This is a genomic window from Streptococcus sp. 68, assembly GCF_013277415.1.
Taxonomy (GTDB): Bacteria; Bacillota; Bacilli; order Lactobacillales; family Streptococcaceae; genus Streptococcus.
Genome location: NZ_VMMX01000010.1, coordinates 192,810 through 215,954, shown reverse-complemented (window position 1 = coordinate 215,954; position 23,145 = coordinate 192,810). Strand labels below are relative to the sequence as shown.

The window sequence follows — 23,145 nt, the reverse complement described above, 5'->3', positions numbered from 1 at the left end:
TTCGAAGAGTATTAAAAGACCAAACGCAAGACTGCAATTAAGACCACTCCAAAGAGAACCGTACCGACTAGATTGCGGTAGCGAAAGGCCACCCAAGCCGTTGGAAAGACTGCTAAGAAGTCCAGCCATTTGATTTGAGGAAGGTTCCCAACCTTACCTGTCACTACGCTTGAAAGAATCAAGGCAAAGATAATAGAAACGGGCAAGAACTTCAAAAAACGCTCAACGATTGCAGGCAAACCCTTATACTTGACCAAGATGAAGGGAATCATACGGGGAATCCAAGTCACAAGACCAGAGAAAATAACTGCTAATAAAAGATACTTACTGACCATCTAACACCACCCCCATGCTACAACCAAGTAGCGTCGCAAAGAGAACAGCTAGTGACTGAGACACCACTGTCAAGAGTAAAAAGAAGGACACCGCAACAACTGCTAGAATAATAAGCAGATCGCGGACAGGAATCCGTCTTTGCATAATCTGGAATTGCGAAGCAAAAATGCCGATGAACATCCCAACCAGGGCAAAATCCAATCCAAAGATTTCTGGATTTGGCAGCAGGCCACCCAGAGCCGTTCCGACTACTGTTCCCACAAACCAAGCCACATAGCTGTTGAGATTGTTTCCGTGCATCCACATAGGATTGACCTTGTCTGTATGGGCCAATTCACCCATCAAAACGCCATAAGTCTCATCTGTCAAGAGGCTAGACATACCGATATTTTGCCAGAGACTGGTATGACGGAAATAGGTTGACGCATGCAAGCTCAACAAAAAGAGACGCAAATTGATCAAAAAAACCGTCATAGCAATAGCTGCTACAGGTGCTTGAACCGCAATCAGGGCCAACATGGCAAACTGGGCACTCCCAGCATAAACAAAGAGGCTCATCAAGCCCATCTCTACAGGTGTCACATAGGGCGCACCGATAATTCCACAGGCCAGCCCGATACTGACATAACCAAGGGCCGTTGGCATAGCTGCCTGCGCTCCCTCCCAAAATCCTTTTTCTTTCATCTTTCTCCTCATATTATCTTAATAAATGGGCTGAATCAGTTCCAGCCACAGCATGGACTATTATAACACATTCAGGAAAGAGAAAAAAGTCTGCTGATTGTAGCTATCATAAAAAGACTGGCAATCCAGTCTCAAACATATATTATAGAAATTCTCCGCTAGATACTTTCACGAATATTCAAGAGCATGGCAAAGGCAACTAGAAGAAATAGCAATAAAACAAAGCTAACTGCCAGAGTTCCAAAGCTAGTAGCAATGGTCACCAAAGCTATTGTAAATAAGCTAGGTAAAACAACCGTAATGGCACCGATAGAAGATTGAACTGCTCCCATTGACTCCTCAGGTATTTGTTTAAAGACGACTTCTTGCAATCTAGGAGAGAGAATACCCGCGAAAAAGGCATCCAAGGTACTAAAGATGAGAATCCAATCAAAACGAACTGTGGCAAATCCTACTAGAAGAAGCAACTGGATGACAAGTGAGGCATAGAGAGCTGTTTTTATAGAAATCATATTTTTCAGATAGCCACTTACAAGGCTTCCGACAATCAGGGCTGACAGTTCAAAAGTGGATAGCAAGGCAAGAGATTGACCTGTTTGTAAATTCAAAAAGGGTTGATTTCTCAAAAACAGAGTAGAAACAGGAACTGTAACATTTATCACTGCTTGACTAATAGAAATAATAAACAAAACCAAGAGCACCTTATTCATATTCCATATCAATTTCGATGATTGGAGCAAATGCTGGCAAAAGGATTTTACAGAGAGTCCTTTTTGATAGCTAATCGTTTTTTCTACTTTCAAGAGGTCAGTTTTTATGAATAGGATACCTAAAAATGCGATTAAAAATGTAAGAGCGTTCAGTAAGGAAATAAACTGGATAGATAGAATACCTAGTAAGACTCCTCCTAGAATATTACTGATTGTTTTTACTAAGCTAACAGTTGACTGTTTAAATCCAATAGCTTCTGCCAGATGGTCTTGTCCAATAATTCTAATGAAAATCGGAGTGAGCATGGCGCCTGAAAAATAACTCAATGTGTCAGACAAGAGGTTAATCAGACAAATAAATGCTACTAATACTAAGGAAAAGGACTGCCCTGAAAGTGATAAAGAAACGATAGAGTAAAGCAAAAATTTTGCAAAACTAATGACTGTGTATTTCAAGACACGATGATGTTGAAAATCCGCCAAAACTCCCAGAAAGATTTGTAGAACTTGGGGAAGAGTTTCTGAAATCGTGATGAGTAAAATCGCCAGAGGGGCAAAAGACGCATCTGCCACATAATTCAGGAAGGCCAGATAAAAAATCGTATCCCCAAGTGTTGAAATCCACTGGTTGATGGTTAATTGCCTAAAATCTCTATTTTGAAGAAATACTTTCATCACAACTCCTTTTTAAATTCCAGTTGGAATTTTTATTCCAGTGTATCAAAAACAAGACTTGGTTTGGCATTGAAATCCAAGTCTTGCTCATATATTTTTCATGTTAGATTCATTCATTATATAACCGTTAATACCGTATTTTATAATAAATCATATCTTAAAAATACCAGACCACACTATTCCCTGCTTGTATTTAGCTTCTTTCTTTTGTACAAATTTTGCTAAATCCAACAACTCTGTCGGCGGTTTACCTTTAAATCCCAACAATTCTTTAGAGATGGCAAATGAGAGACGTACAGCTAGCAAATCTTCATTACTACTAGAAAACTGTTTCGCTGTCTCCAGCAATTGCTTCCTAAATTCTTCCGTCAAGCTAATTTCTTTATTATTGTACAGGGAATGAATTAAAATTTGTAACTGACTCTGTTTTCCCATCGTTTACCTCATTTTATCTAGGACGCCAAGTTTCACTTTTAGTCCAACTATTTACAGTATGCTCAGAATTAAACATATACTGTCCGAATTCCCATCTATAAACCGCTTCTGCGACTTAGGATTTGCTTCAAGTGCTTTACAAGGATAGTATAACACAGAAATTGGCTTATTTTAGAAAATCGCATATTTGACATTTTTTCTCACAAAAATATCACATTTGCGATTGTTGACTAATCAATAAGTTCTTTGTATTGCTTCAAACGCAATTCGAAGAGGGCTAGCAATTGTGGATTTTCTAATACTTGCAGAGATTGGATAAAGTGTTCAATCTCTTTTTGATTGCTTCCTTTGGTTTGAAGGAAAATCTGCATTTTCTTTAAAAACTGCCACAATACTTTTTCAAAAACATCATACGGTCGTAACATCCTCTCCAGCTCAGCTTCAAATGAAAATTTCTTCATAGTAATTCAAAACTTTTTACCAAAATCAAATACTCTGAAATTTTCATCTTTTTAAATCCTAGTGTAATAACATCAAAATCTGACCAATGCCATTGTAGACTATATGCAGTCCAATAGGCCAATAAATGGACTTTGTCACTCTAAATAAGACTGCAAATATGAGTCCGCCACCCATATAGAAGACAAAGTCTGTCAATACCCAACCGTGATTACTAATGTGCGAGACCCCAAATAAAACAGCGGAACCAAGTACATCTAGCCCCCATTTCTTTCCTTTTTCCAGAGCAGTCATCACTAATCCACGATAAATCATGTCTTCAAAAATGGGACCTGCAATCACAGGATAAAAAAATACATCAAAAATGCCGTAGCTCCTGTAAAAGTAGGAGCAGCATGTTGATAAGAAATTTCATTTCGAGTAGGTGGGAAAAGAAAAAAGGTGACAAAATTCCAAGCAACAAAAGCAAGCAGAGCTAGGAAGGAATAGAAAAGATAAGATCCTTTAAACTTTCTACTATTGATTTTCTGCCATTTCCCAGACCAAATCATAGCAATAAGAGCAAATAAAACCACAAGAAAATTCAACATCATATCCGACAGATAATAGCCAAAGTCAGATAGCCCAGTAACAAGGTCGCTGCGTAAAACTAGAACACTGAACTTCTGGTCAGCAATGATAAGCAGAACAACTACAATAAAATAGTATTTAGAAATTATCTTTTTCATATTTCATCTTTCTAATATCCAAACACCAATAAGCTCACAATAATTAAAAAGGTATTCCACAAGATGTGAAGTGCCATTGACCAATAAATTGAACGTGTATAACGAAAAAGAATACAGAGTAGCAGACCTGCTCCTGCATAAACGATGAAGTCTGTTAACACCCATCCATATTGTAAAACATGGATGAGACTAAAGAGTGCGGAAGAAATAATGGCATCAATATAGTATTTTTTAAATTTAGATAGGGCTGTCATCAGAAGGCCACGGAAAACTAACTCCTCAACTATCGGAGCAATAAGACTGCCATAGAGAATACGTGTCACAAAATAACTAATTCCCGTCAAATTGGCTACGGCTTCTTTTATAGCACTACTATTTTGTGTGCTGGGAAAGATCCTAGTCGTTATATTTACCCACAAAAACATCAATATAAAGGAAAGAAAGAAGATACCCAGATAGGACCAACGAAACTGAAATCGACCGTAATCTTTCCAACGTTGACTCTTAACAAGAAGCACAGTACTAGCAATTCCTTCAATTACTATCAATAAAATTTGAATCCCATAAAATCCAAAATCTGATAATTGATCCACAAACTCTAATCTCACTACTAAACTAAAAATCAAGTAATAAGACATAAGTACCAAAATGGTTCCTAGGTAAAATTTCGTTTCTCCCCTTTTCATAGTTTCTTCTCCTAAATATTAGTTACGGCGTTTTCCAAACAGTCCTTCAATCAGCCCATTAGTCCAATCAAATGCCCCATAAGGTCTGGGACTAATACCTCTACCTCCCCAAGCAGGCAAAGCACTGCCACCACAACCAATATTTTCACCTGCGCAAACCGTAGTGAAATTTCCACCATAGACCTTCTCCAACTCAGTTTCTGTCAATTCCATTGTTTCTGCAAATTGTAAATTTAACATCTTTTACACTCCTTCAATTATTTTATTTGTAAACCACTTCTGCGACCTAGGATTTGCTTCAAGTGCTTTACAAGGACAGTATAACACGAAAATTAGCTTATTTTAGAAAATCGCATATTTGACATTTTTTCTTGTAGCAATTTCTTATTTGCGATTTTGGTAGATTTGATTATTTCCCTGCTATAATAAAGTTATTACTAATGAGGAGGAAAGTAATTATGAAGAAACAAGTTTTAACATTATTGACAATCATCGCTGAGATTATTATCTTTTTCCCATTTCTAACTAATCGATAAGTTCTTTGTATTGCTGCAAACGTAATTCAAAAAGGGCTATCAATTGTGGATTTTCTAATACTTGCAGAGATTGGAGATAGCTTTCAATCTCTTTTTGATTGCTTCCTTTGGTTTGAAGGAAAATCTTCATTTTCTTTAAAAACTGCCACAATACTTTTTCAAAAACATCGTATGGACGAAGCATGCTCTCTAGCTCAGCTTCAAAAATTGGGATATAAGAGAAAAGTTTACGCTCCATGAGTTCTGATATAATATTCAGAAATCCACTTTTCATATACAGTCTATTATGTACCAACTCTTTAAATTCCTTGGATTTTTCAAGTAAGGAGGTTGATAAAAATATCAAATCTTGGTTGCTCAAGAAGGGCATGGTATTGCAAAAGAGATAGAGTTCAAACCAGGTCCAAGACTCAATAGCATAGAGGTAGGTAGTCAAAAATTCGCTATCCTCCTCTGCTAGCGGATAGCTTTTATCTAAGGAATGGATGGCATCTTTGATTACAATAGCATTCAAACGACGATAGGTCTCTGCCATCTGTTCTTGCTTGACCTCCTCTAATAGTTGCTCTAAACCAGCTATATCTTGGTGGGCAAAGCGATCCACAACCTTTCTACCAATTTGCATATGTAGGGATTCTTGATAATTGTTGAGCTTATGACCAAACTCATCAAAATTCATATTGATCCCTTGGATGGCTAGGATCAACTTATCCGCAGATAGCATAGACTGCCCTAGTTCGAACTTGGATAGCTGAGAAGCTGTTAGTCCACCACAAGCCACATCTGACTGCTTGAGCTTTCTAGCCAAACGTAATTCCTTGTAAAATTCCCCCAATTCCATTTTTTCAATCATCCTACCACCTCCTAGCTTTTGCATATTATATCATTATTTTTATAGTTTTGTCAAAATATTCTGACACTTTGGCGATTAAAAAAGCCAGCCTTAAGCTGACTCCATTTTATTCCATCGTATCAAAAGCAAGACTTGGTTTGGCATTGAGATCCAAGTTTGCAAAGTTTTCTTTGTTCCACTCGCTGACGCTGGCATAGGCAATCATACCTGCATTGTCTCCGCAGAGGCGCAGAGGTGGAATGATAACATTGACATCTGTGATTTCAGTTGCTAGGCGTTCTCTGAGACCTTTATTGGCTGCCACACCACCTGCCACGACTAGGGTTTTAACAGGGTATTTCTCCAAAGCCTTCTTAGTTTTTGCCATAAGAATATCCAATACAGCTGCTTGGAAGGAAGCACACAAATCCTCTGTAGACAGACTTTCTCCCTTTTGCTCGGCATTGTGATGAAGATTGATAAAGGCAGATTTCAAACCTGAGAACGAAAACTCCAGATTATCTTCCTTAATCATGGCACGGGGGAAATCATAAATATCCTGTCCCTGATGAGCTAGCTCGTCAATCTCACGACCGGCAGGATAGGTCAAGCCCATGACACGGCCAACCTTATCATAGGCCTCACCAACCGCGTCATCTCGAGTTTCCCCAACAATCTTGTAGTCACCAGCCTCAGAAACATAAACCAACTCTGTGTGTCCACCGCTGACCAAGAGTGCCAACAAAGGAAACTCCAAAGGCTCCACACTCTGAGCTGCCATGAGGTGACCAGCCATGTGATTAACAGGAATCAGCGGAAGTCCATGTGCCCAAGCAAAGGCCTTAGCAGCTGACAAGCCAACTAGCAAGGCTCCGACCAAGCCTGGTCCATAGGTAACCGCCACAGCTGTCACGTCCTCTTCGGTAATCCCTGCTTCTGCTAGCGCCTCCTCGATGCAGGCTGTAATGACCTCGACATGGTGACGACTGGCTACTTCTGGCACTACGCCCCCAAAACGTTTGTGACTCTCAATTTGACTGGCAATGACATTGGACAAAAGCTCATCGTCGTTTTTCAAGACGGCGACACTGGTCTCATCACAGGATGTCTCAAATGCTAAAATATATCTATCCTTCATCTATTTCTCTCTTCATGATAATGGCATCCTCGACTGGATCATGGTAGTAGGCCTTTCGCTCAGCGATGACCGCCATCTTTTCTTTCTTGTAAAATGCTTGCGCTCGTTGGTTTGACTTTCTGACTTCAAGGAAAATCTCCTTGTCTGTTGGCAATTGAGCAAACAAGGCCGAGGCAATCCCCTGACCCTGATAGGCTCCTTTAACAGCGATTTGCAAGACTTCTGCCTCAAAGATATTTTCCTGCACAGCTAGAAATCCAATCACTTCTGCCCCATCATAAGCTAGAGCATACCAAGTCTGGTCTTGGGACAGGTCTGCTTGGATTTGTTCCAACGTCCAAGGACTGACTGGGTAAACAGCTGCCATGACAGCGTAGATGTCTTGAGCCAAGTCAGGCTGTTGTTGGATTCGTTTGATTTCTATCATAGGCGTTTAATGTAAGACTCACCAGACTCGGTGTGGTTCTTGAGCCAGTTTTCCTCAGCCTCGACTCGTTTGAGGTAATTCGGCACAAAATCATGCAAGGAGTCTGCTTCCTTGTCCCAGGCCCAGAGAGCTAGATTAGCTGCATTTGGCAAGGTTTCTTTGAGATTAGTCCTTGGCAAGTGTTCTTGAATCTGCTCCACAAAGGGGCCAACTTCTCCGACAAAGGTAACTTGACTAGCACCCTTGATTAGCTCAATGACTCGCTCAAAAGGCAGGTGTGCTTCTGGCATGACAGGTTTGGCATTTTCATAAAATCCTGCATAAACATTGTTGCGACGCGCATCCATCAAAGGAACGAACAGACCTTCTTGTTGGTATGGCACCAGAGCCAAGAGACTCGACATACCAACCAACTCAATGTTCAGAGTATGAGCCAGCGTCTTAGCAGTGGCTACCGCGATTCGCAAGCCTGTGTAGCTACCTGGTCCTTCCGCCACCACGATTCGGTCCAAGTCCTTGGGTATCCAATCCAAACTCGCCATCAAAAAATCGATGGCAGGCATGAGGGTAATACTGTGATTTTTCTTGATGTTAATCGTCGTCTCGGCAAGAACCTGCTTATCCTCTAAAATAGCGAGAGAAAGAGCCTTGCTAGACGTATCAAAAGCTAATACTTTCATAACACATTCCTATCTTTTTGTCTGCTTACTATTATACTACAAAAGCTGGCACATGGGAATTTTCTTTATCCCTAAACAAGAGTGCCCTCACTTAACTAAAAATAATTTAAAAAAATGTTCACTTTTCCTTTTCTTTTCCGAATATAAAAGTGAACAAGAAAAAAGGAGGAAAGTTCAATGACAAATTTTGACGTTCTTGACAATCAATTTTTATCCTTATCTGAAAATGAATTATCAGATATTGATGGCGGTCTCGCTCCCTTGGTTATCTTTGGAGTAGCAGTATCTTGGAAAGCTATTGCAGGTGGAACAGCACTTATAGGTTCTGGTTTGGCAGCTGGTTATTTTTTAGGAGGAGATTAATATGATGAAAGATTTGAACAACTATTGTGAAATTTCTAATAAGGAATTGCAAGAAATAAAGGGTGGCTTTGGTGTAGGTGTTGGTATCGCTTTATTTATGGCAGGTTATACCATTGGAAAAGACCTTCGTAAAAAGTTTGGTAAATCATGCTAGATAAGAAACACATTTTTAGAAGGATAAATTTTATTATCTTTATCTCTTATAGTTTGCTCAGCATTCTCAATGATTTAAACATTACTACTATCCCTTTACCAATCGATTTATCTGTTTGTATTGTTTTATTTTTATGCTTCAACTCTATTTTTGAACAGAACAATGACTCCCATAAAAATAATAAGCTCTGAAAATTCCATTGTCATGTCATTTTAGAAAAATGCAAAGACCACCTCATCTTGATAGATGGGGTGGAATTTTCTTTATTCCCAAACAAAAATGCCCCAGCATGAGCAGGGCATCTAAGCATTTAATCCAAAGTAAAATACAAACCAAACGACATAGGTTACGAGGAGGAGAAAAATCGAGTAGAGAGTCACAAAGGTAATTTTCCACAAGAACTTGCTTTGTCGTTGTTCCAGTTTGGCAAATAGAAGATTCCCCGCATAAACGCAAGCAACAAAAACAATAAAAGCTACCAAGCGAGCTCCGATAGCAAAAGCAAATAAGTTATACATAGGGCAACCTCCTTGACTTAAAAACTATATGGAATTATGACAAACAATAAAACTCATTTCCATTATCAAAATAACATATTTTCTTTATTTTTGCAAACGTTTACTAAAGAAGCCGGCCTGTGACTTTCTCGTTTCCGTCTTTTACTAATTTTTCATTTTGTGGTATAATTGAAATAATTGTAACGAATCAAGGTCAATCTAGACACAAAATGGAATGAAATCAAGCAAATCTATGCTAAAAGTTTGGAATAAGCTGACCTGTAAATAGAAAGGAACTATATGATTTACAAAGTTTTTTATCAAGAAACAAAAGAACGTAGCCCACGTCGTGAAACTACACGCGCACTTTACCTAGACATCGATGCCAACTCAGAACTTGAGGGCCGTATCGCTGCTCGCCAACTTGTCGAAGAAAATCGCCCAGAGTACAATATCGAGTATATCGAACTCTTGTCTGACAAATTGCTAGATTACGAAAAAGAAACTGGCGCCTTCGAAATTACGGAGTTCTAATATGGCCTACACTCTTAAACCTGAAGAAGTCGGCGTTTTTGCCATCGGTGGTCTGGGAGAAATCGGGAAAAACACTTACGGGATTGAATACCAAGATGAGATTATCATCGTCGATGCTGGGATTAAATTCCCAGAAGATGACTTGCTGGGTATCGACTACGTTATTCCTGATTACTCTTACATCGTAGACAACATCGACCGCGTCAAGGCTGTCTTAATCACACACGGACACGAGGACCACATCGGTGGGATTCCATTCCTGCTCAAGCAAGCAAATGTCCCTATCTATGCTGGACCGCTTGCCTTGGCTTTGATCCGTGGGAAACTCGAAGAACACGGCCTCTTGCGCAACGCCAAACTTTACGAAATCAACCACAACACTGAGTTGACCTTTAAAAATCTCAAGGCAACTTTCTTTAGAACGACTCACTCTATTCCAGAACCTTTGGGGATTGTCATTCATACTCCTCAAGGGAAAATTGTCTGTACGGGTGACTTCAAGTTTGACTTAACACCAGTTGGTGAACCAGCAGATTTGCACCGTATGGCAGCTCTTGGTGAAGACGGTGTACTCTGTCTCCTGTCTGACTCGACAAATGCAGAAATTCCAACCTTTACCAACTCTGAAAAAGTCGTTGGCCAGTCCATCATGAAGATTATCCAAGGCATAGAGGGACGTATCATCTTTGCATCCTTTGCCTCAAATATCTTCCGTCTCCAGCAAGCAACAGAAGCTGCTGTTAAGACTGGGCGCAAGATCGCTGTCTTTGGTCGTTCTATGGAAAAGGCCATTGTCAACGGAATCGATCTTGGCTACATCAAAGCTCCTAAGGGAACCTTTATCGAGCCAAATGAAATCAAAGACTACCCTGCAGGAGAAATTCTGATCCTCTGTACAGGTAGCCAGGGTGAGCCGATGGCAGCCCTCTCTCGTATCGCCAACGGAACCCACCGTCAGGTACAACTCCAACCAGGTGATACAGTTATCTTCTCTTCAAGTCCAATCCCTGGAAATACGACTAGCGTCAACAAGCTGATCAACATCATTTCTGAAGCTGGTGTCGAAGTTATCCACGGTAAAGTGAATAATATCCATACATCTGGACACGGTGGTCAGCAAGAGCAAAAACTCATGCTCCGCTTGATTAAGCCAAAATACTTCATGCCTGTCCACGGTGAATACCGCATGCAAAAAGTCCACGCTGGACTAGCGGTAGATACTGGTGTTGAGAAGGACAATATCTTTATCATGAGCAATGGTGATGTGCTTGCCCTTACTGCTGACTCAGCTCGTATTGCAGGTCATTTCAACGCCCAAGATATCTATGTCGATGGAAATCGTATCGGTGAAATCGGTGCTGCTGTCCTCAAAGATCGTCGTGATCTATCTGAAGACGGTGTCGTTCTGGCAGTCGCAACTGTTGACTTCAAATCACAGATGATTCTATCTGGTCCAGACATCCTCAGCCGAGGCTTTGTCTACATGAGAGAATCTGGCGACTTGATTCGCCAAAGCCAGCGAATCCTCTTCAATGCCATTCGTATCGCACTGAAAAACAAGGACGCTAGCGTTCAATCTGTCAATGGTGCCATTGTCAACGCTATTCGCCCCTTCCTCTATGAAAATACAGAACGTGAACCGATCATCATCCCTATGATCCTCACACCAGATGAAGAATAAATCATAAAACAGCCCCGATTTTCGGAGCTGTTTTTCTCTATGCTTTCTTTTCTTGATTTTTAGAAATACTACGATTTTTACCTTCCAGATACACCATCAAAATAGAAATATCTGCTGGGTTTACTCCCGAAATACGGCTGGCTTGACCAATAGTTTCTGGATTGATAAGTTTGAACTTCTGGCGAGCTTCTGTCGCGATAGAATCAATATCATCCCAGTCGATATTGGCTGGAATGCGTTTTTCTTCCATGCGTTTCATCTTAGCAACCTGGTCCATGGCTTTGGAAATATAGCCTTCATACTTGATTTCTGTTTCAATCAATTCGATAATCTTGTCATCCAAGTCCTCTGCAGCTGGTCCGATGAAGGCCACCACATCTTGATAAGAAACTTCTGGACGGCGAAGGAATTCCTTGGCTGTCACTGCATCGGTCAACGGCTTGAAGCCCATCTCCTCAACCTTAGCATTGGTTTCTTTGACTGGCTTAAGTTTGATGCTATCTAGTCGCTTCATCTCATTTTCAAATTGATTTTTCTTGATTTCAAAGCGAGCCCAGCGTTCATCATCCACAAGACCAATCTCACGTCCCATCTCCGTCAAACGCATATCAGCATTGTCATGGCGGAGGATGAGGCGGTATTCAGCTCGACTGGTCAAGAGACGGTAGGGTTCAATGGTTCCCTTGGTCACCAAGTCATCAATCATCACTCCGATATAACCGTCACTGCGCTTCAAAATCAACTCAGGCTTGCCTTGGATTTTCAGAGCCGCGTTGATACCAGCGATAATCCCTTGGCCTGCCGCCTCTTCGTAACCTGACGTTCCATTTGTCTGACCAGCAGTGAAAAGTCCTGAGATTTTCTTGGTTTCCAAAGTCGCACGCAACTGGTGAGGCAAGACCATATCATACTCAATGGCATAACCTGTCCGCATCATCTCTGCATTTTCCAAACCTTTGATGGAATGAACCAAGTCACGCTGGACATCCTCAGGCAGACTGGTTGAAAGTCCTTGAACATAGACTTCCTCAGTATTGCGCCCTTCTGGCTCAAGGAAGAGTTGGTGACGTTCCTTGTCCGCAAAGCGCACAATCTTGTCCTCAATCGATGGGCAGTAACGAGGTCCCACTCCCTTGACCACACCTGTAAACATAGGCGCACGGTGGAGGTTATTTTGGATAATCTCATGACTGGTACCATTGGTATAGGTCAACCAGCATGGCACTTGGTCCTTGACATAATCCTCATCACGTGAAGTGTATGAAAAATGATTAGGCGCTTCGTCTCCTGGCTGAATCTCGGTCACGTCATAATTGATAGAAGAAGCCTTGACACGTGGAGGCGTTCCTGTCTTGAAACGACCGATTTCGAGGCCCAATTCCTTGAGATTGTCAGCAAGATTAATAGAAGCCAAGCTGTGGTTAGGACCTGATGAATACTTAAGGTCTCCAATGATAATTTCCCCACGGAGGGCGGTCCCTGTCGTCACGATAACAGCCTTGGCAGCATACTCTTGATGGGTCGCTGTACGAACACCGACAACCTTGCCATCTTCCACCAAAATCTCATCAATCATGGTTTGACGAAGGGTCAGATTTTCTTGATTTTCAACCGTCTTGCGCATTTCCTTGGAGTAAAGCTCCTTGTCAGCCTGCGCACGAAGGGCACGGACAGCTGGCCCCTTCCCTGTGTTGAGCATCTTCATCTGGATGTAAGTCTTGTCAATGGTTTTGGCCATTTCACCACCGAGGGCATCAACTTCACGCACGACAATCCCCTTGGCAGAACCACCGATAGAGGGGTTACAAGGCATGAAAGCCAGCATTTCAATGTTGATGGTCGCAAGCAAGACCTTACAGCCCATACGGCTAGCGGCCAAGGAAGCCTCGACCCCAGCGTGTCCCGCACCAATTACAATAATATCGTATTCTTCAGTAAAATGATAAGTCATATTTCTCTCCTATTCCTCAAGATGGATGTGTCTTAGTTGGCCGTCCCAATCTTGCAGGGCTATTTTTAAAAAGGCTGGAACTAGATTGATACCCTCAAGCTTGTCTATGTCAATCCATTCACAGGGCTGCCTTTTCTCATCTTCCTGCATGGTCAATGGGGCATCTTCAAGCAAGTCCGCCAAATAATGAAACTCGATATTGTGATAGGAAACACCGTCCTGTTCAAAACGATTTTCAACCACAAAAGCTAGCTGCCCAGCTTGAGCTTTGACACCCAGTTCTTCCTTCACTTCACGGACTACCGCGTCTTCCGTGCTTTCATTGACTTGAATCGCACCACCAATTGTGTAATACTTGCCCTTATCTTTGGTGACTAGAAGCTTACGATTTTGGACAATCAAAGCTGTCGCTCGAACACCAAAAACCGTATTTCCTACTTTTGTCCGAAAGTCTTGTTGAGTCATTTTTATCCTTTCCTCTAAACGACACAAAAACAGTCAAAACTCCAAAGAAGTGCAGGACAAAAAAGCCTGCAACATCCATGAGCTTTGACCATCATTTCTATTGCTTTTATTATTGTAGCAAATTGAGAAAATTTGTCAATCTAAATGTACTGACAAACTTGTCCATCGCGGTAGGCATTGTCAATCAAACCACCACCGAGACACTCTTCGCCATCGTAAAAGACAACTGCCTGTCCTGGTGTGATGGCGCGTTGCGGTTCTGCAAAGATAACCTCTGCCTTATCTCCTTTGACATGGACGGTCACCTTAGAATCAGGCTGACGATAGCGGAATTTAGCCGTACATTCGAGCGTAAACTCCTCTGGCATATCACGAGTAAAGTGGATTTGGCTAGCTTCTAGGCTGGTTGACATGAGCGAATCATGGTAGAAACCTTGGCCTACATAGAGAATATTCTTGCTTAGGTCTTTTCCGACAACGAACCAAGGTGCATTGTCACCACCGTGTTGCCCACCGATACCAAGTCCACCACGCTGACCAATCGTATAGTACATAAGACCTGTATGCTCCCCCATATCGCGACCATCCACAGTCATCATGCGACCAGGCTGAGCTGGCAGGTAGTTGCTGAGGAAGTTTTTAAAGTTCTTTTCTCCGATAAAGCAAATCCCTGTCGAGTCTTTCTTCTTGGCAGTTGCAAGGCCTGCTTCTTCTGCTAGTCTGCGAACTTCAGGCTTTTCCAAATGTCCTAGTGGGAACATGGTTTTTTGAAGTTGTTCTTGCGAAAGTTGGCTGAGGAAATAGGTTTGGTCCTTGCCATTGTCCACGCCACGAAGCATGTGAACAATGCCATCCTCATCACGCGCCACTCGAGCATAGTGCCCAGTCGCTACATAGTCTGCCCCCAAGGTCATGGCATAGTCCAAAAAGGCCTTGAATTTGATTTCCTTGTTACACATAACATCTGGATTTGGCGTACGCCCTGCACGGTATTCCGCTAGGAAATACTCAAAAACGCGGTCCCAGTACTCTTTTTCAAAATTGACAGAGTAGTAAGGAATGCCAATCTGGTCTGCCACCGCAGCCACATCCTTGTAATCTTCGGTCGCCGTACAGACGCCGTTTTCGTCTGTGTCGTCCCAGTTCTTCATGAAGATACCGATCACATCGTAGCCCCGCTCCTTGAGCAAAAGAGCCGTCACCGACGAATCAACACCACCACTCATCCCCACGACAACACGTGTTTTAGAGTTATCACTCATGGTAAGTCTCCCATCTATTCGTTTATTTATACCCCTCAAAATTCTATTTACTATGACTTTCAATAGAATTTCTTCGAGTATAGTCATTTCGTTTGCTTTTAATAGTAAAATGGTCTGGGAGACCATTTTAGCCTATCATCTTAAAATAAAAATATGATAGGTAACGAGTCGCAAGCATAACTTGAATTAGCTCAGCTTGCATCTCATTTCGAGTTAACGACGTAATAAAAGATAAACGAAATGACTAGTTCACGATTGAAGGTCGTGTGTGCTTCACGATTGAAGGTCGCTTGAGCAGTATTCATTATAACATGCTTGGTTGGAGAAGACAAGAAAGAGGCTGTCAATAGACCAACCTCTTATTCTAAACCTATCAATCTATCACTTTCTAGCTTCATTCGCTTTCTTAGCTACTGCAATTTGGTATTTCACTTGGTCAAATCCTGTACCTCCCAAGGAATTTCGTCTTTGAACAGCAGTTTTAGGTTGCAAGTAGACATAAATATCCTCGGCAATGAGGGAATGATAGGTTTGTAATTCCTCCAAAGTCCAATCTTGAATATTTTTAGCAGACTTGATAGAATCTAGCACTAATCTTCCCACAACCTCATGAGCTTCTCTAAATGGCAAGCCTTTCCCTGCCAAATAATCTGCTAACTCAGTTGCATTTGAAAAGTCCTTCTCTGTCGACTCTTGCATTTTTTCCTTGTTTACCTGCAAACTAGATAACATACCTGCCAACACATCGAGGGAATTTAAAATCGTTTCGACCGTATCAAACATTCCTTCCTTATCCTCTTGCAAATCCTTATTATAAGCTAAAGGCAAGGACTTCATGACTGTCAACAGTCCAAACAGATTCCCATAGACTCTACCAGTCTTTCCTCGAATCAACTCAGCCATATCTGGATTTTTCTTTTGGGGCATAATAGAGGAACCTGTTGTAAACGTATCTGACAAGGTAATGAATTGGTACTCAAAACTACACCAATTGATCATTTCTTCGCAAAAACGGCTCATATGCATCATGAGTATGCTGGCATTGGATAGAAATTCTAAGATAAAATCGCGGTCACTAACAGCATCCAAAGAATTTGTATAAGGTTGCTTAAACTCCAGCAAATCGCTAGATAATTGGCGATCAATGGGGAAAGTCGTTCCTGCCAAAGCTGCCGCACCTAGAGGGCATAGGTCTGTATGCTGCTGGTTAAATTCAAAACGTTCACTGTCTCTTTGAAACATATTGTAGTAAGCCATCAGGTGGTGGGCAAAACTAATAGGCTGGGCATGTTGCAGATGGGTATAGCCCGGCATGATCGTCTCCACATGATTTTCCGCCAAGTCTAATAAAACACCCTTGAGATGAGTCAGCTTATCTAGGACATGACCTAGTTGCTCCTTGAGATACAAGTGCATATCTGTCGCAACTTGGTCATTTCGAGAACGAGCCGTATGTAACTTCCCTGCAAGGGGACCGATTTTTTCTGTCAGCAACACTTCCATATTCATATGAATATCTTCGTTTGCAATATCAAAGTCAAGTTGGCCTGCCTCTAGCTCTTCTAAAAGCTCTTTCAAGCCTGCTTGAATCTTTTCTGACTCATTCAAACTCAAAATGCCCGTCTGACCCAACATCTGAACGTGGGCTAAAGAACCAATCACGTCAAATTTAGCTAATTTCTGGTCAAAAGATATACTCGCACCAAAGCGCTCTACCCAGTCTTCGACAGTACCTTCAAATCGACCACCCCATAATTTTGTATTCTTAGCCATATCACATCCACCTCTCTATCCAATCGCCCTATTTGGCACTTTTTTGAACCTCAGAATGAACCTTGGTTGGAAGTCCCCACAACTTAATAAAGCCAACAGCCGCATCTTGGTCAAAGGTATCTGCACTAGTATACGTCGCCAAATTTTCATCGTAAAGAGAATTTGGTGATTTCCGAGCCACGACCTGAGCGCTTCCCTTATACAGTTTGACTTTTGCAGTCCCATTGACAACTTTTTGAGTCTCTTTAATATAAGCAATCAAGGCTTGTGTAGCCGGACTAAACCACAAAGCATTATAAATGAGATTTGATAATTCATTTTCTATGATTGGTTTAAAATGAGCCACTTCTCTCACAAGCGTCAAATCCTCAATTTCCTTATGAGCTGTCAGCAGAGTCACTGCCCCTGGGCACTCATAGATTTCTCTTGATTTAATCCCAACCAAGCGATTTTCCACGTGGTCAATCCGTCCGACCCCATGTTTCCCAGATATTTCATTGAGTTTTTGAATCAAATCTGCCAATTTTAACCCTTCTCCATTGAGGGAAACTGGAACACCTTCACTAAACTCAATCTCAATGTATTCTGGCATATCTGGAGCTTGCTCTGGAGAAGTTGTGATGCCAAAGGCTTCTTCTGGAGCCTGATTCCACGGATTTTCCAAAATACCACACTCATTGGCACGTCCCCAAAGATTTTGGTCGACAGAGTAGGGATTGTCAAGGTCAGCAGGAACAGGCACCCCATTTTCCTTGGCATAATGTATTTCTTCCTCCCGAGACCATTTCCATTCACGAACTGGAGCAATCACTTTTAAATTGGGATCCAAGGCTGCAATCGATACTTCAAAACGTACTTGGTCATTCCCCTTACCTGTACAACCATGAGCAATTGTAGTCGCTCCTGTCTGATGCGCTATTTCAACCAATTTTTTAGAAATAAGAGGGCGGCTCAAGGCAGATACCAAGGGATACTTTTGTTCATAATAGGCATGTGACTGAAGAGCCACTAGCACATAATCTGTAGCAAATTCGTCCTTAACATCAATGACATGAGATTCGACTGCTCCAACCTGGAGAGCCTTATCATGGATGAAATCCAAGTCTTTCCCTTCACCCACATCCATACAAACTGCAACAACATCATAGTCTTTCTTTAGCCAGATAATAGCAACTGATGTGTCTAAACCGCCAGAATAGGCCAAAATTACTTTTTCTTTACTCATGTTCTTTTCCTTCTTTCTATTTTTCAATGGATGCTTTAAAGGCATCCTCAATGAGTTTGTCTAATTCTCCAGACTCCTTCAACTTTTGAATGGTTTTATCGACTGCCTCTTTCAATTCCTTGCTATCTTTTTTCATGGCGACCGCGTAGGAATCATCTTGCTCTTTTTCAAAATTGAGGTCTGCGATTGCTAAATCAGGATTATTTTCCACAAATCCCTTGGCAACTGGTTCTTCAAAGATAACGGCATCCACTTGTCCTGATTTTAAATCTGTGATTAAATTCCCATTTTTAGGCAGAGATACGAGGGAAGAATTTTGTAGCAAATCTTTCGCCATCGTCTCTTGAATCGAACCTTTCTGCGCTCCAACCTTTTTCTGCGCCAAGTCGTTTACAGACTGATAAGTGGCCAAGTCAGATTTTTTGACAATGAGTTTATTTTTTGAAGTATAGTAGGGAATTGAAAAATCGAACACCTTGCTCCGTTCATCTGTCTTAGAAACACCAGATATGGCAAGATCGGCTTTTCCTGATTGAACACTAGCCAGTACATTGTCAAAACTCATGGGAGATAGTTCCAATTCGACACCTAGTTCTGTTGCGATAGCCTTGGCTAATTCGATATCTGAACCCACAATCTGATTTTTCCCATCAACCACTTTTTGGTATTCAAATGGAGCAAAATCTGGATTGAGGGCTACAACCAATTTTCCTTTGGACTTGATAGCTTCAATTCCAGCCGATTGATTGTTACTACAAGCAAATAGTAGGGGGAGCATCACTAAACCAAACATCGTCATCAACACCTTCTTCATCTTATTCATAACAAAGCCTCCTTTATGTTTATTCTTTTTAGTTGTATAAATAATACTACTATCCTCATCGTTTGTCAAGCCTAAATTGAAAATTTTTTCAGTTTAAAACAAAAAAACCTAGAAATACTACATAAAAATGTCATTTCTAGGCGTATTTATGCTATTTCTCTCTGGAAAACATGAGTATTCAGTCAGTCAAAAGGAGCTGAACGAACTCATTTCCCCTCGCCCAATTCAATGATCCGATGACATTGTTGGGCTACATAAGCATCGTGGGTCACAATAATAACTGTTTTCCCTTCTCGATTCATCTCTAAGAGAAACTTCAAGACCAAATCTCTATTTTCAGGGTCCAGCGAACCTGTAGGTTCATCGGCTAAAATCAGCTGGCTGGGTTTTAAGATGGCTCTAGCAACTGCAATTCGTTGTTGTTCGCCACCAGACAACTCGGAGACCTTTTGATGCAAAGTAGCTGACAAACCTACTCTCTCTAAAATCTCTTCCACCTTTTTGAGCTTGTCTTTCTTGGACAATTTCACATATTTCAGCGCCAGCATAAGATTGTACTCGACCGTTTCATCATCAATCAGGGCAAAATTTTGAAACAGATAAGAGATATGTTCACGGATTATTGTTTGTGATTTAGCAGAATTGACCGCTAGATTTGTCTGACCAAAAATCTCATACCGTCCGCTATAATCACCATCTATCAAACCTAATAAATTTAACAAGGTCGACTTACCACTACCACTCTTGCCAACAATGGCTACCAAATCCCCCTGATCAATCCTGAGAGACAAGTGATCCAAAATCACTTTTCCCCCAATGATTTTGGTAATATTTTCCAACTCAATCATAAGATGCCCCCTTTCAATAACTCTACTAGACTTCTTTTCTCCATCCTAGAAGCCAAGCCTAGCACAAATAGTATATCCAAACATGTAAAACCTGCAAAAAGTAGGAGTGGCAAGAGCGCATGGGCAAAGAAAATCAAGACTAGAAGAGGCAGACTATAGCCCAGCAAGAGCAGAACGAGGAGAGGACGGTAGCGATCGACCAGTTTCCACCCCATAAACTTCTTGGTAATAATATCCCTGCGCTTCAACAAGAAAGTGGTAACGAGTAAAAAGTAGGAGACAATCATACTGAGAAGAGCAAATAAGGCAAAAAGAACGTTAAAATTACGAACAGAATCCCGATAGGTATCAACCATACCCTCTTGAATTGCTTGAATCGATGAAAATTTTAAATAATTTCCATCTGACAATTTCTCAACTAACTCTGTAATCTCTTTTTGATGTTGAACCGTATTTTCAATTTTAATCGGATTATTTAAGCCAGTTGTTGACAGGGAGGCTTTCTCATCCCACATCATATCAGAATCATTGACCAAGCTAATAATTGGATTGGAGAGATTTTCCTTTCGCTTATCACTATATGGGAAAAATGACCAATCTCCTTCATAATAGGCAATCTCGACATCCATCTCCTCTATCGTTCGTTTTTGCTGCTCTTCATACTTCATCGAATGAAAGGCAATTAACTTCCCCAAGAGCTGATTTTTATCTTCTTCACCTTTCGTACTTGCTGGCATCAAAATAACTTTTTTAATACCGGTATCTGGTAGCTTGAATCCCTTGCTCTTTAGAAAATTGCGATTGGCATAGTAAACATCCACCGTATCTGTTAACTGATATTGCTGAATCTGTTCTGATTGGACAAAATTTTTTACAGGAAGACTGCTACTCTGCACATAGCCCGCCTGCGTTTTTTCTACCAAATCCTGATAAAATCGATAGAAATAATCTGTAGATTTCCCTGACCCTGCTAGCTCTTCTTGCCACAGATTATCATTGAGTTTGAAGGTTTCCAAGGTCAGGTAATTACCTTGACTTACCCACTGTTGCTGATAAGCAAGTTCTTTGTTTTCTTGTTCTAAACTTCTGCCCACCCCAATCAGTAAGGCCGTCAGTAAAATAGTTGTCCCTATTTTCATCACATAATTGAAGATAAGACCAAGTTTGACAGATGAAAAACCTTTCAACATGGAACTGACTGTCATTTTCTGAATCATCAGGTAGGTCAGCCAACTGATGAACAAATACAACTGTAAAAGTAGAAATTGGGATAAGAGTAAACTTGGGAACAAAAGTTTTGGTCTATAGTCCAGCACTAAAAATAGTCCCAAGTCAATGACAAGACTTCCACCCAAGAGAAGATAAAAATTAGTCTTTACAAAACCAGCTAAAATCGCCCTGCTTTGAAAACCAAGTAACTTTTGAACCCCCACTCGTTTCATCTCCATCATCGGCTGATAAACTGTCATTAAAATCACAAGCAAGATTGCCAAGATAAAGATAATGATAGATAGTAACAACTCTTGATTTAGCACTCCAACCTGACTTCGGTAAGTGGGTTCTAATAAAATCGTCTTATCTATCTGGAAAAAATCACTCCACTTTTGTAGAATGGTATCACGATCTATCTCTTTGCTGGAGGTAATCATGTAGCGCCCATTTACAGTATGGGATTTATCCTCAATATAGGATCGAAAGGTCTGGAGTCGAATGAGTTTCACCTTTAAAAAGGTGGGAATGGTTCCTAGATTATTGGGAAGGTCCTGGTTGCTATAGACTCCCTTCTCATTCTTTGAAAAATCAAGAGAAGTCAGACCGAACTCCTGATAGGGGAAGGTTTCCTTATTAAAAACACCAGCCTTGACGGCCTCATCGCCATTATCTACTTTGATAATAGAGACCTTGTCTTGACTTGCAACCTCTTCAAAAAACTGGAGAATCGTTTCTGTCGGTTTAGTGACATCTTTCAAGTACAAGTCAAATGAATAAGTTGTCTTGCCCATCTCCTGAATCCGCACTATTTCTCGTGTAACATTTACATTCAGGACAAAAAACGTAGTACACAGCAAGAGCAAGAGCATACAAAGATGACTGATTTTTTTCATAGAGATACCTCCCGTGAAGAGACGAAAGCGAGATAGGTGCAGGTACTTTTTATTTTTTACTAAATTTTAAATAGGTGTAAATAAATCCTGCACTTATAGCCAGAGTTGTCCACCATTTAAAATCAATATTCAAAAGTGAAAAGATTACAAAACTGATGATTAGCGAGGCTAAAAGATAGACAATGATTAAAATTTTATTTTTCATAGGAATTGCCTTTCTAAATAGATTCTAGTATTTACAGCTCATTTGTAAAGTTTACAATAAGCCACTAGAGCAATCGTCTATCAGAATGTTCTTTTATCTGTTAATAATCCGAGAAAATCTTGTCGTTTCAAGTCGGAGAAATGTTTGGTAGAAAGACTTCCTTTTTGAAGTCCATCATCTCTAACCTGTAAATAATAGCTATGTTGGCTTGTTTTAATTGTCAAAAAATCGCCAAATATAAAAACTCTTTTCCAGTTACGAATCTCAAATTCTTTCATCTCTGATTTTAGAATGCGGATAAGTCCTTGCCGCAAATCACGATGATGCTCACTTGTGAAAGTCATCCCATTCCCAAGATTTCTTATCAGTAGTTCATCTGGAGTCACCATCACCAGCGCTATTTTAGTTAAGAAAATTTCAACTGTTGGTGGTAAAATCGCCAAATCAAACCAGGGATGTAGGTAGCGATAGGCTAAGAAATAATGAGGCTCCTCACCCAATCCTAGTTGTTTATATAAGTCCTTGACCTCACTATCTAACCTCGTTTCAAAAGACACATCCGAATGCGCTTCTTCCTTCTTCTGATTAAAATAACGCATCCAGACTAGGAAACCTATAAAGACTAGGACAAATATTCCTGATAAAAGATATTTTAAATTGTAGTTCATCACTTAACCTCCTGATTCACGCTTCTGCCTAAAACAGAGGCCTATCTATTTTGAAAAAATTTCCATAACAACTTTAAATAAGACTGGTAATATTGTATCAAGCTAGAATTCTTTCTTTTCTAGCTGCATCATAATTCTTTGCTGAATACAAAGTTAAGGGCACTGTATTTGTTAACGCTTACACAATCCCTACTTTACCTATATTATAAATCAACATATATAACCTGTCAAGCAATTAAAGAAAAATATTAAATATTTTCAAGTA

Annotated in this window: 24 protein-coding genes and 2 pseudogenes; 4 read left to right on the top strand and 22 right to left on the bottom strand. The window is 40.7% G+C overall.

The genetic code is table 11. From position 1 onward, the window contains the following. Positions 1-11: 11 nt before the first annotated feature. The 12 genes and pseudogenes from HT720_RS05785 to tsaB form a co-directional block, all read right to left on the bottom strand. Entirely contained in the window at positions 12-335 is a 324-nt protein-coding gene (locus tag HT720_RS05785) for an AzlD domain-containing protein (protein WP_050207620.1), read from the bottom strand. Continuing rightward, positions 325-1,020: an AzlC family ABC transporter permease gene (locus HT720_RS05780; protein ID WP_173274945.1), complete on the bottom strand. Its 696-nt coding sequence runs from the start codon at positions 1,018-1,020 to the stop codon at positions 325-327. The genes HT720_RS05785 and HT720_RS05780 overlap by 11 nt, the downstream gene beginning before the upstream one ends. A gap of 158 nt (positions 1,021-1,178) precedes the next feature. Continuing rightward, positions 1,179-2,405 (bottom strand): MFS transporter, encoded by a 1,227-nt coding sequence (locus HT720_RS05775; protein ID WP_173274944.1) that lies wholly within the window; start codon positions 2,403-2,405, stop codon positions 1,179-1,181. Between the two features lie 150 nt (positions 2,406-2,555). Beyond that, complete coding sequence (locus HT720_RS05770; protein WP_173274943.1) at positions 2,556-2,840, bottom strand: bacteriocin immunity protein; 285 nt, start codon at positions 2,838-2,840, stop codon at positions 2,556-2,558. Between the two features lie 230 nt (positions 2,841-3,070). Further along, a pseudogene (locus tag HT720_RS05765) lies at positions 3,071-3,286 on the bottom strand (Rgg/GadR/MutR family transcriptional regulator); the annotation flags it as partial. A 73-nt stretch (positions 3,287-3,359) separates the two neighbouring features. Further along, a pseudogene (locus HT720_RS05760) lies at positions 3,360-4,027 on the bottom strand (lysostaphin resistance A-like protein). 11 nt (positions 4,028-4,038) lie between these two features. Then, the gene (locus HT720_RS05755; protein ID WP_061766830.1) at positions 4,039-4,713 is read right to left on the bottom strand and encodes a type II CAAX endopeptidase family protein; all 675 of its coding nucleotides are present in this window, start codon (positions 4,711-4,713) and stop codon (positions 4,039-4,041) included. An 18-nt stretch (positions 4,714-4,731) separates the two neighbouring features. Continuing rightward, positions 4,732-4,953 (bottom strand): hypothetical protein, encoded by a 222-nt coding sequence (locus HT720_RS05750; RefSeq protein ID WP_173274942.1) that lies wholly within the window; start codon positions 4,951-4,953, stop codon positions 4,732-4,734. Between the two features lie 285 nt (positions 4,954-5,238). Next, positions 5,239-6,102 carry an XRE/MutR family transcriptional regulator gene (locus HT720_RS05745; protein ID WP_173274941.1) on the bottom strand — a complete coding sequence of 288 codons (864 nt, stop codon included), beginning with the start codon at positions 6,100-6,102 and terminating at the stop codon, positions 5,239-5,241. 106 nt (positions 6,103-6,208) lie between these two features. Beyond that, complete coding sequence (tsaD, locus tag HT720_RS05740; RefSeq protein ID WP_173274940.1) at positions 6,209-7,219, bottom strand: tRNA (adenosine(37)-N6)-threonylcarbamoyltransferase complex transferase subunit TsaD; 1,011 nt, start codon at positions 7,217-7,219, stop codon at positions 6,209-6,211. Next, positions 7,209-7,646: a ribosomal protein S18-alanine N-acetyltransferase gene (rimI, locus tag HT720_RS05735; protein WP_173274939.1), complete on the bottom strand. Its 438-nt coding sequence runs from the start codon at positions 7,644-7,646 to the stop codon at positions 7,209-7,211. Before rimI ends, tsaD begins: the two co-directional genes overlap by 11 nt. Further along, positions 7,643-8,326, bottom strand: coding sequence for a tRNA (adenosine(37)-N6)-threonylcarbamoyltransferase complex dimerization subunit type 1 TsaB (gene tsaB, locus HT720_RS05730; protein ID WP_050136988.1), 684 nt, complete (start codon positions 8,324-8,326; stop codon positions 7,643-7,645). Before tsaB ends, rimI begins: the two co-directional genes overlap by 4 nt. A 177-nt stretch (positions 8,327-8,503) precedes the next feature. Here tsaB and cibA point away from each other — a divergent pair, with 177 nt between their 5' ends. Then, positions 8,504-8,689: a fratricide two-peptide bacteriocin subunit CibA gene (gene cibA / locus HT720_RS05725; protein ID WP_000180841.1), complete on the top strand. Its 186-nt coding sequence runs from the start codon at positions 8,504-8,506 to the stop codon at positions 8,687-8,689. Between the two features lies 1 nt (position 8,690). Next, positions 8,691-8,843, top strand: coding sequence for a fratricide two-peptide bacteriocin subunit CibB (cibB, locus tag HT720_RS05720; protein WP_000974044.1), 153 nt, complete (start codon positions 8,691-8,693; stop codon positions 8,841-8,843). A 302-nt stretch (positions 8,844-9,145) separates the two neighbouring features. On the opposite strand, the gene HT720_RS05715 is transcribed toward cibB, so the two are convergent. Beyond that, positions 9,146-9,361 (bottom strand): hypothetical protein, encoded by a 216-nt coding sequence (locus HT720_RS05715; RefSeq protein ID WP_050973707.1) that lies wholly within the window; start codon positions 9,359-9,361, stop codon positions 9,146-9,148. A gap of 279 nt (positions 9,362-9,640) precedes the next feature. Between HT720_RS05715 and HT720_RS05710 the strand changes: the two genes are divergently transcribed. Both HT720_RS05710 and HT720_RS05705 read left to right on the top strand, forming a co-directional pair. Further along, the gene (locus HT720_RS05710; RefSeq protein WP_000639571.1) at positions 9,641-9,874 is read left to right on the top strand and encodes a DNA-dependent RNA polymerase subunit epsilon; all 234 of its coding nucleotides are present in this window, start codon (positions 9,641-9,643) and stop codon (positions 9,872-9,874) included. Between the two features lies 1 nt (position 9,875). Continuing rightward, entirely contained in the window at positions 9,876-11,555 is a 1,680-nt protein-coding gene (locus HT720_RS05705) for a ribonuclease J (protein WP_050205233.1), read from the top strand. A 37-nt stretch (positions 11,556-11,592) separates the two neighbouring features. Here HT720_RS05705 and mnmG read toward each other — a convergent pair whose 3' ends face one another. The 9 genes from mnmG to HT720_RS05660 form a co-directional block, all read right to left on the bottom strand. Then, positions 11,593-13,506 carry a tRNA uridine-5-carboxymethylaminomethyl(34) synthesis enzyme MnmG gene (mnmG, locus tag HT720_RS05700; RefSeq protein WP_173274938.1) on the bottom strand — a complete coding sequence of 638 codons (1,914 nt, stop codon included), beginning with the start codon at positions 13,504-13,506 and terminating at the stop codon, positions 11,593-11,595. Positions 13,507-13,515: 9 nt separating this feature from the next. Next, complete coding sequence (locus HT720_RS05695) at positions 13,516-13,971, bottom strand: NUDIX hydrolase (RefSeq protein WP_173274937.1); 456 nt, start codon at positions 13,969-13,971, stop codon at positions 13,516-13,518. 140 nt (positions 13,972-14,111) lie between these two features. Then, positions 14,112-15,233 carry a tRNA 2-thiouridine(34) synthase MnmA gene (gene mnmA, locus HT720_RS05690; protein WP_173274936.1) on the bottom strand — a complete coding sequence of 374 codons (1,122 nt, stop codon included), beginning with the start codon at positions 15,231-15,233 and terminating at the stop codon, positions 14,112-14,114. 381 nt (positions 15,234-15,614) lie between these two features. Beyond that, positions 15,615-17,006: an argininosuccinate lyase gene (gene argH / locus HT720_RS05685; RefSeq protein WP_173270164.1), complete on the bottom strand. Its 1,392-nt coding sequence runs from the start codon at positions 17,004-17,006 to the stop codon at positions 15,615-15,617. 28 nt (positions 17,007-17,034) lie between these two features. After that, positions 17,035-18,231: an argininosuccinate synthase gene (locus HT720_RS05680; RefSeq protein WP_173274935.1), complete on the bottom strand. Its 1,197-nt coding sequence runs from the start codon at positions 18,229-18,231 to the stop codon at positions 17,035-17,037. A 16-nt stretch (positions 18,232-18,247) separates the two neighbouring features. Beyond that, positions 18,248-19,054 carry an ABC transporter substrate-binding protein gene (locus HT720_RS05675; RefSeq protein ID WP_001038472.1) on the bottom strand — a complete coding sequence of 269 codons (807 nt, stop codon included), beginning with the start codon at positions 19,052-19,054 and terminating at the stop codon, positions 18,248-18,250. Positions 19,055-19,260: 206 nt separating this feature from the next. Continuing rightward, positions 19,261-19,902, bottom strand: a complete 642-nt coding sequence (locus HT720_RS05670; protein WP_049513039.1) for an ABC transporter ATP-binding protein — start codon at positions 19,900-19,902, stop codon at positions 19,261-19,263. Then, entirely contained in the window at positions 19,899-22,007 is a 2,109-nt protein-coding gene (locus tag HT720_RS05665; protein WP_049513038.1) for an amino acid ABC transporter permease, read from the bottom strand. The genes HT720_RS05670 and HT720_RS05665 overlap by 4 nt, the downstream gene beginning before the upstream one ends. 285 nt (positions 22,008-22,292) lie before the next feature. After that, positions 22,293-22,880, bottom strand: a complete 588-nt coding sequence (locus HT720_RS05660) for a hypothetical protein (RefSeq protein ID WP_049513036.1) — start codon at positions 22,878-22,880, stop codon at positions 22,293-22,295. Positions 22,881-23,145 lie beyond the last annotated feature (265 nt).